Genomic DNA, 14,394 nt, shown 5'->3' with positions numbered 1-14,394 from the left:
ATGTAACAAATGTCATATATACATTCTTGATTTGCGCCGCCAAATAAACAAAAAGCGAGAGCCCTCCGATCTGCCGGAGATGCTCTCGCTTCAACCTATATCCCGTTTTCATTGCATCCTTACTTCATCTAATGTCCGATCATCACTCCAGGGTCCGCCTGAGCCCCTTCGCCGGCCTGCGCTTCGGCAGGTTCGGCCTGCTTTTTCGGTCTGGACAGCATCAGGGTAAGCACAAAACCGGCGGCGGCCAGGCAAGACGCCACAAAGTAAGTATCGCCGAACCCGGCCGCAGCGGCCTGCAGCGAATCGCTTCCTCCCATCAGCGCCGCCTCCGCCATATGGCTGTTGATCCGCGAGGTTAAATACCCGGTTAACCCGGCGACCGCAAAGGAGACGATCACCTGCTGCGCGGCGGTCATCAGCGGCGTGACCCGGGCGACCAAATGGCGCGGCGCGGAGTTCAGGATATGGGTGTTCAGCGGCATCATCGTTAGCCCCATACCGCTGCCGAGCAGCCCGAGCGGAAGCAAAACCATGCCGAGGCTGGTGTCCGCCGTGATCCGCGACAGCAGGAACAAGGCGGCGGATACGATGCCGAGGCCGATAAATGCGAGCGGGCGGGCCCCGACCCGGTCAAACAGCCGTCCGCTGATCGGCATGAAGAAGGCCGAGGCCAGCGCTTGAGGAAGCAGGAAAATCCCGGTTTCGAAGGCGCTGTAGCCTCTTACCTGCTGCAAGTATAGCGGCGTTAAAATCATCGAGCCGAACAACGCCGCCTGGGCAATCCAGACCAGCACGATCCCCCGCGTAAAATGGGAGGAACGGAATACCTTCAGCTCCAGCAATGGCTGTTTATGTCTGAATTCAACGATGATGAAGAGAAGCAAAGCCATAGCGCCAACGCTGAGCCCCGTAATCGTAGCCGCGGAAGTCCAGCCTGCGCCTCCTTCGCCGACCCCAAAGGTCAGCATCGCAAAGGCGATAGGGGCTAAAATCATCCCGAACATATCCAACCGCGGCGCTTCCCGCCGTTCGGATTTCGGCAAAAAACGCAGGCCCACCAATAAAGCGATGATGCCGATCGGCAAATTGATCAGAAAAATCCAGTGCCAGCTTAAATTTTCGACCATCCAGCCGGACAAAACCGGACCGAGGGCCGGCGCCAGCAGCATCGGCACGCCGAGCGCGCCCATGACCGCGCCGCGCTTATCCGGAGGGGCAAGCTTGAACACCATCGCAAAACCGATCGGCGAGACCATCCCGCCTCCCAAGCCTTGAATGATGCGGAACACGATTAATTGGGCCGGCGTCTCGGCCAAAGCGCATAAGACCGAACCAATGGTAAACAAGGCGATCGTAATCAGGAAGATCCGCTTCTCGCCAAATTTATCGGTCATCCAGCCGGCCAAGGGGATCACGGCGGATAACGCGAGTGTGTATCCGGTGATCGTCCACTGCACCGTCTTCAAATCCGTGGCAAAATAATCCACCAGCCGGGGAACGGCGACATTGACCACCGTACTATCCAATATGACCATAATCATGCCGACAATGACGGCTAACATCGGCGCAATGATGGAGCGGATGGAAAACTCTTGGGCGTTGGCCGGGTTTCCCGCAGTATTCGGCATACTCTCTCACTCAACTTTCTATCTATGGTTTAAACAACGTTTTAAACATTGTTTAATTTAATATTAAATATCCCTCCCCCGGTTTTGTCAAGCGAACAGATTTTAATTTAACTCGGATTCGCGGATTTAATCCCGCGTTGACATTTGGTATACTTAGGCTGAGATGATTTACGCCATAAAGGAGCGGAACTATGGGCTACTGTGCCGATCATGGGCTGACCACCAAAAAAAATATTTTAAACGCAACGCTGGAGCTCATTAAAACGGAGGGTGCCGATCAAGTCACGCTGCGCAAAATCACCGCGGCCGCCAATGTCAACCTGGCGCTGGTCAACTATTATTTTGGTTCAAAGGACAAGTTGATTAACGAGGCGCTGAAAATGCTGCTAACCTCGTTTCAAGCCAACTTTACCGTACTTGACGACACCGCCCTGAATCCGAAAGACCGCTTGAAAGCGTTTATGCTTCAATATGTCGACTACATTTCCCAGTATCCCGGGCTGCTTCAGGAGGTTCTCGGCAAAGGAAACATCACGTTTGAATCCAATCAGGAGTTCAGCAGCTTCTTAAAGACGACCGGTTTCAACAAAATCAGATCTACGGTGGGGGAAATTACCGGGGAGGCGGATCCGGAGATCCTCAACATCATGATGCTGCAAATCAACGCCGCCGTGTTGTTTCCGATCATCATGATGCAGCATATCAAGCATATCGCCGGCGATCCCGACCGCGATGCGGTCGAGCGGCAGATCGATATATTGTTTAAGCATTATTTCGCCAGATACTGCGAACAGGACGTGTCGAATCAAAACCGGGAGAACGCCGATTTATAGCGGTTTTTGCGCTTTCCCGAGAAATATTCCCCGCGGGTGCCCATGCAAAAAAAGATTGCTTTAACGGCAACACCGCCGCAAAGCAATCTTTTTTTCGCCCTAGTCTTCCTGATGCCCCAAATAATCCTCAATCATTTTCTGCTTCAATTCCCAAGCTTCCTGGCTTAAGCTGATGCGGTAGATTTCCGGGTTCAGCTTGCGCAAATACTCCGGCCAAAACAGGCTTAGCTGCGTTTGATGATATTTCCGGATCTCCTCCAGCGACGGCAGCTCGTAAACCAGCTCGCCATCTTCGAAAATCGGCTGCAGCATGGACACGGCCTCGTAGTTTTTCACCGATTTCTTGATATAAGGATGGACAGGGTCGAACAGCCGCAGGTTGCCGCCGCTCCTAGCCTGCTGCTCATGCGGAAAACAAACGTAATCGGCCATCGCCTTGCCGCTTTCCTTACTGACGATGCGCAGCACGTCTTTTTTGCCGGGGGTCGTCACTTTTTCCGGGTTGCCGGAAATTTTGATCGTCGGCTCCATCCGGCCGCCGATTTCCCGCTCCACCAGCTTGTATACGCCGCCGAGCGCCGGCTGGTCCGCCGCGGTAATCAGCTGCGTGCCGACGCCCCAAATATCGATTTTCGCCCCTTGGGCTTTCAGGTTGAAAATCGTATTCTCGTCCAAATCGTTGGAGGCCACGATTTTCACGTAAGGCAAACCGGCTTCGTCAAGCATTTTGCGCGCCTGGATCGACAAATACGCCAAATCGCCGCTGTCCAGCCGGATGCTGCTCAGCCGCTTCCCCTGCGCCTCAAGCATTTTGGCCGTTTGGATAGCGTGCGGCACCCCGCTCTTTAACGTATCGAACGTATCGACCAGCAGCGATACCTGGTCGGGCAGCGCTTTGGCGTACCGTTCAAACGCCTCCTGCTCGGAATCGAAAATTTGCACCCATGAATGGGCGTGCGTTCCTTTGGTCGGAATGCCGAAAATTTCGCCGGCCAGCAAATTCGAGGTGGCGTCGAAGCCGGAAATATACGCGGCCCTCGCGCCCCAAATGGCGGCATCCGCTTCCTGCGCCCGGCGGGTCCCGAACTCCAGCAGCACGTCGTTCTCCGCCACCCGCTTCACCCGCGAAGCTTTAGTGGCGATCAGCGTCTGAAAGTTCATGAAGTTAAGCATCGCCGTTTCCACGAGCTGTGTCTCCATAATCGTCCCTTCCACGCGGATCAGGGGTTCATTCGGAAAGCAAAGCGCCCCTTCCTTCATCGACAGCAGCGTGCCGCCAAACCGGAAATTGCGCAAAAGCTCGAGAAATTCCGGCTTGTAGTTTTCCTCCTGCTTGGCTAGATAGTTCAGGTCCTTCTCCGTAAAACGCAGATTGCGAATATACTCCACGATCCGTTCCAGGCCCGCAAACACCGCATACCCGTTGCCGAAAGGCAGCTTGCGGAAATAAGCTTCGAACACCGTCTGTCTCTCATGCGTTCCGTTCGCCCAATGGGCGTAAATCATATTGATCTGATATTTATCGGTATGCAGCGCTAACCCTTCGGTCGGCATCTTTCTCATCCTCTCTGGCTGTTGATTACATGTGCTCCCAAACTGGTGCGGAAGTGGCCAAGCGCCCAGGCATGGCCTTCCGAATTAAAGCTGGCCACCGCATCTTCATATACGGTTATGGCAAATCCTTTGTTATAAGCGTCCACCGCTGTGTGCAGCACGCAGATATCGGTGCAAACCCCGATCAAATGGACTTCCCGAACGCCGCGTTCCCGCAGCTTCAGCTCCAGATCGGTTCCGCAAAAAGCGCTGTATCTCGTTTTGTCCATCCAATAAATCCGCTCGGCGTTCCGCTTATACACATCCGCCAATTGACCGTACAGGTTGCGCCCTTCCGTACCGCGGAGATTATGGGGCGGGAACAGCTTTGTTTCCGGATGCCACGGGTCCCCTTGTTCATGCAGATCGACGGCCATCACGACAAAATCCCCTCTGCCCGCGAACTCCTCCGTAAGCCGGCAAACCGCCGGCTCGATCGCCACCGCCGGCTCTCCTACCGGCAGGCTCCCATCCACAAAATCGTTGGTATAATCGATCACGATCAAAGCTTTCATCGTCTCTTCCCCTCTCCTGTTTGATTACGCCCGGGTTGCAAGATATGTAAAAGTAAAGCTTGGGTTACGTGTAAATCGACAGCTGCGGCGTATAATCGGTAAACCGGTACAATTGCGCGGGCCGCTGCGAGTACTGGTTGGACAGCATCGGCTTGCCGTTTTCATCGCGCACTTCCTCCAGAATCCCCTGCCGGCTGCGCGTCGAAGTGATTTTACGGATAAAATTAAGCTCGGCAAAATCCGGAACGACCGTTTGAATGACCTGATACAATTCGCCCAGCGTAAAATGAGGAGGGAGGAACTGCTTGGCGATCGTCGTCTGCAGCATTTGCTGCTGGATTCTTTTGTAGGCGTCCTGCAAAATTTCACGGTGGTCAAACGCCAACTGCAGTTCCTCCAGCGCTTCGCGTACGGTGAACAGGCCCACCTCCTGTGCATCGTCGGCGGATTGGCGTTTTTCCAGAACCCACTCCTCCACCAGCGCAAAAAAAGCGTGGGAGATGATCCAGCCCCGCGGATCCCGCCCCGGCGCGCTGTATACGCCCAAATACTCCAGATGCGACCCGTCGACCCCGGTCTCTTCCTTCAGCTCTCTTCGCGCCGTTTCATACAAGGATTCGTCCTCCTGCGAAAAGCCTCCGGGCAGCGCCCAGGCTCCGGCGAAAGGCCAGCTGCGGCGCTTGATCAGCATCACCTTCAGATCGAATCGCGGCAGCGATTTCGTCGCCGCTTTGCGTTCCTGCCTGGTCAGCGTAAACATTACGATATCGGCGGGAATGCCGTCCGGGGTGCGATATTTCTTAACCTCATTAATTGGTTTTTTCTGCTCTTCTTTTTCATTCATCCCATATTCACCATCCCTTATTTGGGCAGCCGGAACGTCGCTGTCGAAATGCAGCCAAGCGTTCCTGCTCCATCCCGGACCTCGGAACGGAGCGTCATGGTCCGATGGGTCTCATGCAGCGGAAACGCCGCAGCGACAAGTTCGCCGATCCGCATCGGGCTCAGGAAGTTGACGTTCAGATGGGTCGTGACCCCCAAACGTCCTTTAACGGCGCCCACCAGCATGCCCATCGCCTGGTCCATCATCGAAGACAATACGCCCCCGTGCACAATCCCCATCGCATTCAAATGCGAGGTTCCCGCCGTTAAACCCAGCTCTACGCGGCTTGCGTCCGCCGAAATAAGCCGAAGCCCCAATAACCCCCAGAACGACTGCTCATCCCGGCGCATGATTTCCTCACTCCAACTCATGGATTAGCCTCCTATGCTCTCTATATAATATTCCGAAGATGCCCTGCGTTCAGTCGGGCAAAGCGGCGTTTTCTATTCAAAAAGTGCGGAGGAACATGCCTCCGCACCGCCATAATCAGCCTATTCCCCGTATCCCGAAGTCACGGCCGGTTCGCTGCCGGACTCCACGTTTACCTTGTTCGCCACCGTGTCGCGGATCACCGAAACGACCAGCTGGAGCAGGTAGTTTATATCGCTTTGGCTTTGCTGAAACTCCGTCACCAGCGGAATTTCGTCGAGTTCGTCCTGAAGCGCCGCGATCTCTTGTTCGATCTTCTCTACCATCGCCTTGTTTTGGAATGTCTCGAAAGCGACGATTTCCTTTTGCTTCTTCTTGATCGCGCTGATCAAAGTTTGCACCCGCTCATGCTCCTGAATGAGCTTTTCGGCCTTTTTGAACTGCTCTACCTCTTCGCTTGTTCCGATCAACTCGGCCAGTTCTTTCGCTTTGGCCATAATGTCCGCGCGGATCACCAGATCCCGGGAGTCAAATTTCGGAATTCCGCAATCGGTATGTTCGGTATGCTGCTCCACCTTTGATTACCTCCTAACAGTTCTTTGGGACTTACGCCATCTTGGCGGTTTGCGATACGAGGACCCCTTTGGTAAACCATGTCATCGGGTCCGTAATTTCCACATCGACGAAATTGCCGATCAGTTCCGGGCCGCCTTCGAAATGGACGAGCTTGTTGCTGCGGGTGCGGCCGGACAGCATGTTCGGGTTGTTTTTGCTTTCGCCTTCCACCAGCACTTCCACGATTTGGCCGCGTAGTGCGTCGTTGCTGCGCCGGCTGAATTCGTTTACGGTGTCGTTCAGCCGCGCCAGCCGCTGCTTCTTCACTTCGAGCGGCACGTTGTCTTCCATCACCGCCGCCGGCGTTCCTTCACGAGGTGAATAAACGAACGTATATGCAGAGTCGTAGCCGACCTCGCGCACGAGCGACAGCGTCTCTTCGAATTGCTCCTCCGTTTCGCCCGGGAAACCGACGATAATGTCCGTCGTCAGCACGACGCTTGGAATCTTCGCCTTGATTTTGCGGACGAGCTCCAGATAATGCTCGCGGGAATATTTCCGGCTCATTTTCTTCAGGATTTCGCTGCTTCCCGACTGCACCGGCAAATGGATATGCTCGACCAGGTTGCCGCCCTTGGCCAGCACGTCGATCAGCGCATCGTCGAAATCGCGCGGATGCGACGTCGTGAAGCGAACGCGCGGAATATCGATTTTGCGGATATCGTCCATCAAATCGGCAAATGTATACTTGATGTCGGTAAAGTCCTTGCCGTAAGCGTTGACGTTCTGCCCGAGCAAGGTCACCTCTCTATACCCTTGACGCGCCAGCTCGCGCACCTCGGCGATCACGTCCTCCGGACGGCGGCTGCGCTCCTTGCCGCGCGTAAACGGCACAATGCAATAGGTGCAGAACTTGTCGCACCCGTACATGATGTTTACCCAAGCGCGCATGCCCTCGCGTTTTTTCGGCAGGTTTTCGATGATGTCGCCTTCCTTGGACCAAACCTCGACGACCATCTCCTTGCTGAACAGCGCTTCCTGAATGAGATGCGGCAAACGGTGTATATTATGGGTACCGAAAATCATATCGACAAACCCGTGCTTATGCAGGATGCGGTTGACGACGCCTTCCTCCTGCGACATGCAGCCGCAGACGCCGAGCAGCAGATCGGGCTTCTCCGTCTTTAAGCCCTTCAGATGGCCCAGTTCGCCAAACACTTTATCCTCGGCGTTTTCGCGGATTGCGCAGGTATTCAGCAGGATAATGTCGGCTTCCTTGCGGTCTTCCGTAGGCGCGTATCCCATTTGCTCCAGCAGGCCTTTGATCGTTTCGGTGTCGTGTTCGTTCATTTGGCAGCCAAACGTATATACAATGTACCGTTTGCCCGTGCCGAGGCCCTTCAGCTCCTCCGGAACGGCATTTTCGTACAGCACTTGAACGTTTTCCTTGCCCCGCTGCTTCTCCATCCGGTGATTCGGTTCGGATAAAATCTGAATGTCTCTTCCGCGGATTCTAATCTTCTTGCCCCGTTCATCCTCGGATATCACCCGGGCGTCCGAAAAATCAAAATACTTGGAATAATCTTTCGTTTCCTTAGCCATGATGCCCGCTCACTCCTTCAATCTATCTATTTGCGGTCCCAATGGACGATTCTTCATATCTAGAAAAAGGCATTACACTAAATTATAGCATGGTTCCTTGCCGATATCCAGAAAAAGACCCGCTCTATGAAAGAACGGGCCTTCCTTCGCAAAATTCAATTTAGAACCCTTTATATTGAGGCTCTTCGCTTTCCAGCTGCTGTACGCGGCTTTCCACTTGAGTCACGATTTGCTGCGTCTGTTTAGCGGCATCCGTGAACAGGTTTTTGGCTTGTTGGTTTTGCGTGTTCAGCGCAAATTGCTCAAGGTTGGCCTGAGCGCTTTTCAAAGAAGCCAGCGTCGTTTTGACTTGTGCTGCCACCGTCATGTTTTTCACCACCTTTGAAATGCAAAATCGTTAAGACACAGCATAATTTTGCCTGCTAACTGAATCTTCATGCGGCTTTTATTTTTCCATATTTTGTATTTAGTAAAAGTGGTTTGGCTCGCGCATAATGGGTTTAGTTCAACCCGATTTTTGACAAAAGCACTAAGCCGAAAGGAGTATCCGCATGCCGGTATGGCTGGAAGTCATAGTTAGAACGCTGGTGGCTGTCGTCGTTTTATATGTGCTTACTCGGTTGCTTGGGAAAAGGCAGGTTTCCCAGCTTTCCTTTTTCGAATATATCACCGGAATCACCATCGGCAGCATCACGGCTTACATCTCCCTCGATATCGGGACCCACTGGTATTTGGGGATCATTGCCGTCGCCGTTTGGTTTGCCGTGTCCTTTGGCATCGAATTTCTGCAGCTCAAGAGCAAAAAGGCCAGGGATTTGATCGACAGCAAAGGCACCGTTTTGATCAAAGACGGCAAGGTGATGGAGGATAATTTGAAAAAAGAAAGGCTCACCAACGAGGAATTGATGGCCCAACTGCGCAAAAAGAACATTTTCAAAGTCGCCGAGGTCGAATTCGCCGTAATCGAGCCCGACGGGGAAATCAACGCGCTGCCTAAAAAGGAATACCTGCCGCTGACCCCTTCCGATCTGGGCATCAAAGTTTCCCCCGAACCCGAACCGCAAACGGTCATCATCGACGGAAAAATCATGGACGAGCCGCTCGCCACGATGGGGCTGAACCGGCATTGGCTGAACACCCAGCTGGAGAAGCTCGGCGTCTCGCTCGACAATGTCAACCTGGGGCAAGTGGATGCGTACGGTCAATTTTACGCCGATTTGTACGATGATCAGCTGATGGTGCCGCAGCCGCAAGAAAAGGCGGTATTGCTGGCGGAACTGAAAAAATGCGAAGCCGATCTGGAAATGTTTGCCCTTTCGTCGGAGGAGGGCGAAGCCAAAAAGCTGTACGGCGATTGCTCGAACCGCCTGCAAAAGGTCATCGAAGGCGTCAAGCCGCTCTTATCATCGTAAACGAAGGAGGAATGGGATCATGGCCAAGAAACAAAACAAAAAACTGACGCCAACGCAGCAGCAATACCAACGGCTGGCCAATTCGCATGAGCCGAAGCGCCCGGTGGCCCTCAACTGCGTCCGGGCGTTTCTGGTCGGCGGGCTGATCTGCCTGCTTGGCGAATGCATTCGCCAGGCTTTTATTCATTTCGCCGGAATGAGCGAAAAAGAGGCGGCGAGCCCTACGGTGGCGGTGCTCGTTATTTTGTCCGTTCTGCTGACAAGCCTCGGCGTCTACGACAAGATCGCCCAATGGGCGGGGGCCGGGACGGCCGTGCCGGTGACCGGTTTTGCTAACTCGATGGCTTCCTGCGCCATCGAGCACCGCGCCGAAGGATTGGTGCTTGGCGTCGGCGCCGGGATGTTCAAGCTGGCCGGTTCGGTCGTCGTGTTCGGCACGGTAGCGGCGTTTATTGTCGGGATCATCTACGCCATCTTCGTTCCGGGCTACGCCGGAGGAGGTCATTGACATGCTGAAGGGACATCAAAGCTGGGTGTTTGAGAACAAACCGAAAATCATCAGCACCGCCACCGTCGTTGGCCCGTTCGAAGGCCAGGGACCGCTCGCCGAAGATTTCGACATCATCCACGCCGATTTGTATTTGGGGCAGGACTCTTGGGAAAAAGCCGAGAAAACGCTGATGGAGGAGTCGGCCAAGCTGGCGATCGAAAATGCCGGCCTGACGAAAGAGCAGATTTCTTTCCATTTCGGCGGCGATTTAATGAACCAGATCATCAGCACCAGCTTTGCCGCCCGGACGTTAAGCATTCCTTATGTCGGCATGTTTGGGGCATGCTCCACCTCGATGGAAAGCCTGGCGCTCGCTTCCTTTGTCGTGAACGCGGGGGGCGCCAAATACGCGCTGGCCGGCACGTGCAGCCATAACGCCAGCGTTGAGAAGCAATTTCGCTACCCGACGGAATACGGTTCGCAAAAACCGCCGACAGCGCAATTTACCGTCACCGGGTCCGGTTCGGCCGTCGTATCGCTGAAGGGGACAGGGCCTTCGGTGACGGCGGCCACCATCGGCAGAGTGGTCGACATGGGCATTACCGATCCGCTTAATATGGGAGCGGCGATGGCGCCGGCGGCCGTCGACACGATTCAAGCGCACTTGCGGGATTTGGAAATCGCCCCCTCCTACTATGATCTCATTGTGACGGGCGACCTGTCCAAAGTCGGTTACGCGATCGCCAACGATCTGTTTAAACGCCATAATGTGCCCATTCAGGAGACAACATATAAAGACTGCGGGATGATGATTTACGATTACGAAAAGCAGCAGGTGCAGGCGGGGGCCAGCGGATGCGCCTGCTCGGCCGTCGTGACCTACGGGCACCTGCTGAACAAGATGAAGCGCGGCGAACTAAACCGGATTCTCGTTGTCGCCACCGGCGCGCTGCTCTCTCCGCTCTCCTACCAGCAAGGGGAAAGCGTTCCGTGCATCGCTCACGCCGTAGCGATCGAACGCTCCGAAGGCTAAATCTATGGGAAAACGTCAAGGGCTTGCTCCCGGCACATCTTCTGCCGGGAGCAAGCCCTTCTCCATTGGTGTATCTATGATCATAGCAAAGCGATTAGTCGATGAACTCCGCCGTGTCCCCCGTTTTGGCTCCGGCGGCGTTCGCTTCGTCCGTATCGATATGCATGTCGAGCGCAAAGTTGTCCGAAACGCGCGCGATCACATTCTCGAACACCAAACCGCGTTCCCCGCCCAAACGGACTTTCAGCAGCTGCTTATCTTTAATGCCCCATTTCTCCGCATCCGAGGTATGGAAGTGAATATGGCGGGCGGCGACGATGACGCCTTTGTCCAATTCGATTTCGCCGGCCGGCCCTTTGACTTTGATGCCCGGCGTGCCTTCGATGTTGCCCGATTCGCGAACCGGCGCCTTCACTCCGATCGCGAAGGAATCCGTACGGGAAATTTCCAGCTGGGAAGCCGGACGGGCCGGTCCCAAAATACGAACTTTATCGAATTGTCCTTTCGGTCCGATCACGGCCACCTGTTCATTGGCGGCAAATTGCCCCGGTTGGGACAACGGCTTGAACTCGGTCAGCTGATAGCCTTGGCCAAACAAAATTTCGATGTGCTCCTGGGTTAAGTGGATATGACGTGCAGAAACGCCGACAGGTACTGTCATACTCATCTTTGCAAACACTCCTCGTATATTCTCTATGTCGATGACGATTCACATCGTTACCCATTATACACCTATTGTGTACAAAAAGGAAAAGACGTCCACCAAAAAAGGACGTCTTTCGAAATATTATCTAAATTCTGCTACAAGATTGTCAAACTCGGCTTCGGATATTGCCAGCTGTTGGTAAGCAAGCGGCTCTTGCTTAAAGCCGTGAACCAGATTTTCGTAGCTCTTCTTCTCCTTGTTCTGATAGATCAGGCCGGTAATCATGCTGCCCGTTTCCATCAGCTTCGCCATCGCCATCGCCCGGTTGGCCGGATCGTAATCCGGAATCGTATCGAGGTTGATAATGTTTTCCTTGAACCAGTCGTACGTGTTCACCTTGTTGAAGGTGACGCACGGGCTAAACACGTTGATCAGCGAAAAGCCTTCATGCTGGATGCCCTGCTCGATCAGCGACGTCAACTGCTTCAGATCGCTGGAGAAGGACTGGGCGACAAACGTTGCGCCCGACGCCAAAGCGATTTCCAGCGGGGACAACGTCGATTCCACCGACCCTTCCGGCGTGCTTTTGGTCTTGAATCCTTCGCCGCTGCGCGGGGAGGTTTGCCCTTTCGTCAATCCGTAAATCTGGTTATCCATTACGATGTACGTAATGTTGATGTTGCGGCGGATCGCATGCACCGTGTGCCCCATCCCGATGGCGAAGCCATCGCCGTCGCCGCCGGAAGCGATCACGGTGAGATCGCGGTTGGCCAGTTTGACGCCTTGCGCAATCGGAAGGGCGCGGCCGTGAATCCCGTGCAGGCCGTAGGCGTTGATATAACCGGAGATCCGGCCGGAGCAGCCGATCCCGGAGATGACGGCCAGGTTCTCCGGTTCCAGGCCTACATTCGCCGCGGCGCGCTGGATAGCGGCTTGAATGGAGAAATCCCCGCATCCCGGACACCAGTTTGGTTTAATGTTGTTTCGGAATTCCTTAAAGGTTGCCATTTTTCACCAACTCCTCCTGCGCTTTGTTTCCGGCCGCCTTCTTGCATTCTTCGTAAACATCCGAAGGAAGGAACGGATTTCCGTCATATTTCAGCACATTCGCGATCTTGTCGTGATGGCCGACATGCAGTTTGATCAGATTGGCCAGCTGCCCTGTCGCATTGTTTTCCAGCACGACGACTTTTTTCGCTTTGGCGACTTGCGGCAGCACCAGCTCCGTCGGGAATGGATGCAGCAGGCGAACCGTCATGTGATTCGTTTTGATGCCCTCCGCTTCAAGCTGTTTACGCGCTTGATCGATCGTGCCGCCGGTCGAACCCATGCCGACGATCAGCAGATCCGGTTCGGCGTGCGGGGCCTGCAGGTGAATCGGATCGCTCACTTCCACCTTCGCCAGCTTGCGCAGCCGCTTCTCCATCATCTTTTTCCGGTTGACCGGACTTTCCGACGGGCGTCCCGCCTCGTCGTGCTCCACCCCGGTCACATGGTGGATGCCGTTTTTCTCCCCGGGCAGAACCCGCGGCGAAATGCCGTTTTCGGTAAAGGCGTACCGGTTAAACATGCTCGAATCCTCGCGGTCCGGAATGTCCTTGACCAGGTAGCCGCGATCGATCGTAATTTTGTTGTAATCGAGCAGCTCGCAGGACTGTTTGCCGAGCGACAGCTGCAGATCCGTGGCCAAAATGACCGGCACTTGATATTTATCCGCCAGATTGAAGGCCTGAACGGTATCGTAGAAGCACTCTTCAATGGAGCTAGGCGCCAGCACGATTTTGGGAATTTCGCCGTGCGTGCCGTAGATCAGCGCGTTGATATCGCTTTGCTCCTGCTTCGTCGGCAGGCCCGTGCTTGGACCGCCGCGCTGCGTGTCGACGATCACGACCGGCGTTTCCGTCATGCCGGCGAGGCCGATCGCCTCCATCATCAGAGACAAGCCCGGTCCGGCCGAGGCCGTCATCGCCCGCACGCCGCCATAACTGGCGCCGATCGCCATCGTAATGGCCGCGATTTCGTCTTCCGTCTGAATGACGGTGCCGCCGAATTTCGGCAATTTCTTGATTAAATATTCCATGATTTCGGAAGCAGGCGTAATCGGGTACGCGCTCATGATCCGGCACCCCGCGGCTACGGCGCCGAGGCCGATCGCATCGTTGCCGATCATGAACAGTTTCTGCTTGCCGTCGGCCGGCTCCAGCTTAAATTCTTCCAACGGACCGCCGGCCAGTTCCAGCACATAGTCCGCGCCCCGTTTAACCGCTTCGATATTTTTTTCGACAATGGCCGGCCCCTTGCGCCCGAATTCTTCCTCCACGGCTTTGTTGAACACCTCGAGCGGAAGTCCGAGCAGCGCCCAGGATGCGCCCGACGCCACCATGTTTTTCATTAGCGAAGTCCCGAGTTCTTCGGCAATGCTCGTAATCGGAACCGGGAACAATCCGGCATCCACGCCTTCGGGAACGGTGGGGTTAAATTTGGCATCGGCAACGATAACCCCTCCGCTGCGCAGTTCTTTGGCATTCAAGTCGATACTTTCCTGGTCAAAAGCGACTAAGATGTCCAAGTCGTCGGAAATCGCACGAATCGGCTTGGTACTGATCCGGATTTTGTTGTTTGTATGTCCGCCTTTGATACGGGACGAGAAGTGACGGTACCCGTACAAATAATAACCCAACCTGTTTAAGGCCGTCGAAAAAATCCGGTCCGTACTTTCAACCCCTTCGCCTTGCTGTCCACCGATCTTCCAAGACAATTGACTAATCAAGATCGCCCACCCCTTTAATCGTATCGCAATGGAAACTAAAATTATAAATCACACTCATAGAA

Annotated in this window: 15 protein-coding genes; 4 read left to right on the top strand and 11 right to left on the bottom strand. The window is 54.5% G+C overall.

Features of this window, described 5'->3' with window-relative positions; all coding sequences use genetic code 11:
- Positions 1–128: 128 nt before the first annotated feature.
- Complete coding sequence (locus NYE74_RS17740; RefSeq protein WP_341005040.1) at positions 129–1,631, bottom strand: DHA2 family efflux MFS transporter permease subunit; 1,503 nt, start codon at positions 1,629–1,631, stop codon at positions 129–131.
- Positions 1,632–1,822: 191 nt separating this feature from the next.
- Between NYE74_RS17740 and NYE74_RS17735 the strand changes: the two genes are divergently transcribed.
- Positions 1,823–2,464, top strand: coding sequence for a TetR/AcrR family transcriptional regulator (locus tag NYE74_RS17735; RefSeq protein WP_155619475.1), 642 nt, complete (start codon positions 1,823–1,825; stop codon positions 2,462–2,464).
- 99 nt (positions 2,465–2,563) lie between these two features.
- Here NYE74_RS17735 and NYE74_RS17730 read toward each other — a convergent pair whose 3' ends face one another.
- From NYE74_RS17730 to NYE74_RS17700, 7 genes are all read right to left on the bottom strand, one after another.
- Entirely contained in the window at positions 2,564–4,018 is a 1,455-nt protein-coding gene (locus NYE74_RS17730; protein ID WP_278738323.1) for a nicotinate phosphoribosyltransferase, read from the bottom strand.
- 5 nt (positions 4,019–4,023) lie between these two features.
- The gene (locus NYE74_RS17725) at positions 4,024–4,572 is read right to left on the bottom strand and encodes a cysteine hydrolase family protein (RefSeq protein ID WP_278738322.1); all 549 of its coding nucleotides are present in this window, start codon (positions 4,570–4,572) and stop codon (positions 4,024–4,026) included.
- 64 nt (positions 4,573–4,636) lie between these two features.
- Positions 4,637–5,416, bottom strand: coding sequence for an NUDIX domain-containing protein (locus NYE74_RS17720; RefSeq protein ID WP_036622418.1), 780 nt, complete (start codon positions 5,414–5,416; stop codon positions 4,637–4,639).
- A gap of 17 nt (positions 5,417–5,433) precedes the next feature.
- Entirely contained in the window at positions 5,434–5,826 is a 393-nt protein-coding gene (locus NYE74_RS17715; protein WP_278738321.1) for a PaaI family thioesterase, read from the bottom strand.
- A 120-nt stretch (positions 5,827–5,946) separates the two neighbouring features.
- Positions 5,947–6,399: a RicAFT regulatory complex protein RicA family protein gene (locus tag NYE74_RS17710; protein ID WP_278738320.1), complete on the bottom strand. Its 453-nt coding sequence runs from the start codon at positions 6,397–6,399 to the stop codon at positions 5,947–5,949.
- Positions 6,400–6,430: 31 nt separating this feature from the next.
- The gene (miaB, locus tag NYE74_RS17705; protein ID WP_278738319.1) at positions 6,431–7,981 is read right to left on the bottom strand and encodes a tRNA (N6-isopentenyl adenosine(37)-C2)-methylthiotransferase MiaB; all 1,551 of its coding nucleotides are present in this window, start codon (positions 7,979–7,981) and stop codon (positions 6,431–6,433) included.
- 160 nt (positions 7,982–8,141) lie between these two features.
- Positions 8,142–8,348, bottom strand: a complete 207-nt coding sequence (locus tag NYE74_RS17700; protein WP_036622410.1) for a DUF1657 domain-containing protein — start codon at positions 8,346–8,348, stop codon at positions 8,142–8,144.
- Positions 8,349–8,532: 184 nt separating this feature from the next.
- Between NYE74_RS17700 and NYE74_RS17695 the strand changes: the two genes are divergently transcribed.
- Genes NYE74_RS17695 through spoVAD form a run of 3 tightly spaced genes read left to right on the top strand, consistent with a single transcriptional unit; the run spans position 8,533 to position 10,916 of the window.
- The gene (locus NYE74_RS17695) at positions 8,533–9,393 is read left to right on the top strand and encodes a DUF421 domain-containing protein (RefSeq protein ID WP_278738318.1); all 861 of its coding nucleotides are present in this window, start codon (positions 8,533–8,535) and stop codon (positions 9,391–9,393) included.
- Between the two features lie 19 nt (positions 9,394–9,412).
- Positions 9,413–9,901, top strand: a complete 489-nt coding sequence (spoVAC, locus tag NYE74_RS17690; protein ID WP_278738317.1) for a stage V sporulation protein AC — start codon at positions 9,413–9,415, stop codon at positions 9,899–9,901.
- A gap of 1 nt (position 9,902) precedes the next feature.
- Positions 9,903–10,916, top strand: a complete 1,014-nt coding sequence (gene spoVAD / locus NYE74_RS17685) for a stage V sporulation protein AD (protein ID WP_278738316.1) — start codon at positions 9,903–9,905, stop codon at positions 10,914–10,916.
- A gap of 94 nt (positions 10,917–11,010) precedes the next feature.
- Here spoVAD and pduL read toward each other — a convergent pair whose 3' ends face one another.
- From pduL to NYE74_RS17670, 3 genes are all read right to left on the bottom strand, one after another.
- Positions 11,011–11,583: a phosphate propanoyltransferase gene (pduL, locus tag NYE74_RS17680; protein ID WP_278738315.1), complete on the bottom strand. Its 573-nt coding sequence runs from the start codon at positions 11,581–11,583 to the stop codon at positions 11,011–11,013.
- A 120-nt stretch (positions 11,584–11,703) separates the two neighbouring features.
- A complete protein-coding gene (locus NYE74_RS17675; protein WP_155619478.1) occupies positions 11,704–12,570 on the bottom strand; it encodes a 2-oxoacid:ferredoxin oxidoreductase subunit beta in 867 nt (288 codons plus the stop codon).
- Entirely contained in the window at positions 12,557–14,332 is a 1,776-nt protein-coding gene (locus NYE74_RS17670; protein ID WP_278738314.1) for a 2-oxoacid:acceptor oxidoreductase subunit alpha, read from the bottom strand. The genes NYE74_RS17675 and NYE74_RS17670 overlap by 14 nt, the downstream gene beginning before the upstream one ends.
- Positions 14,333–14,394: the final 62 nt, after the last annotated feature.

Source organism: Paenibacillus sp. FSL P4-0127 (assembly GCF_038007325.1).
Classification (GTDB): Bacteria; Bacillota; Bacilli; order Paenibacillales; family Paenibacillaceae; genus Fontibacillus; species Fontibacillus macerans.
Note: the sequence above shows the minus strand (reverse complement) of the source record. Positions and strands in the feature narration are given on the sequence as shown.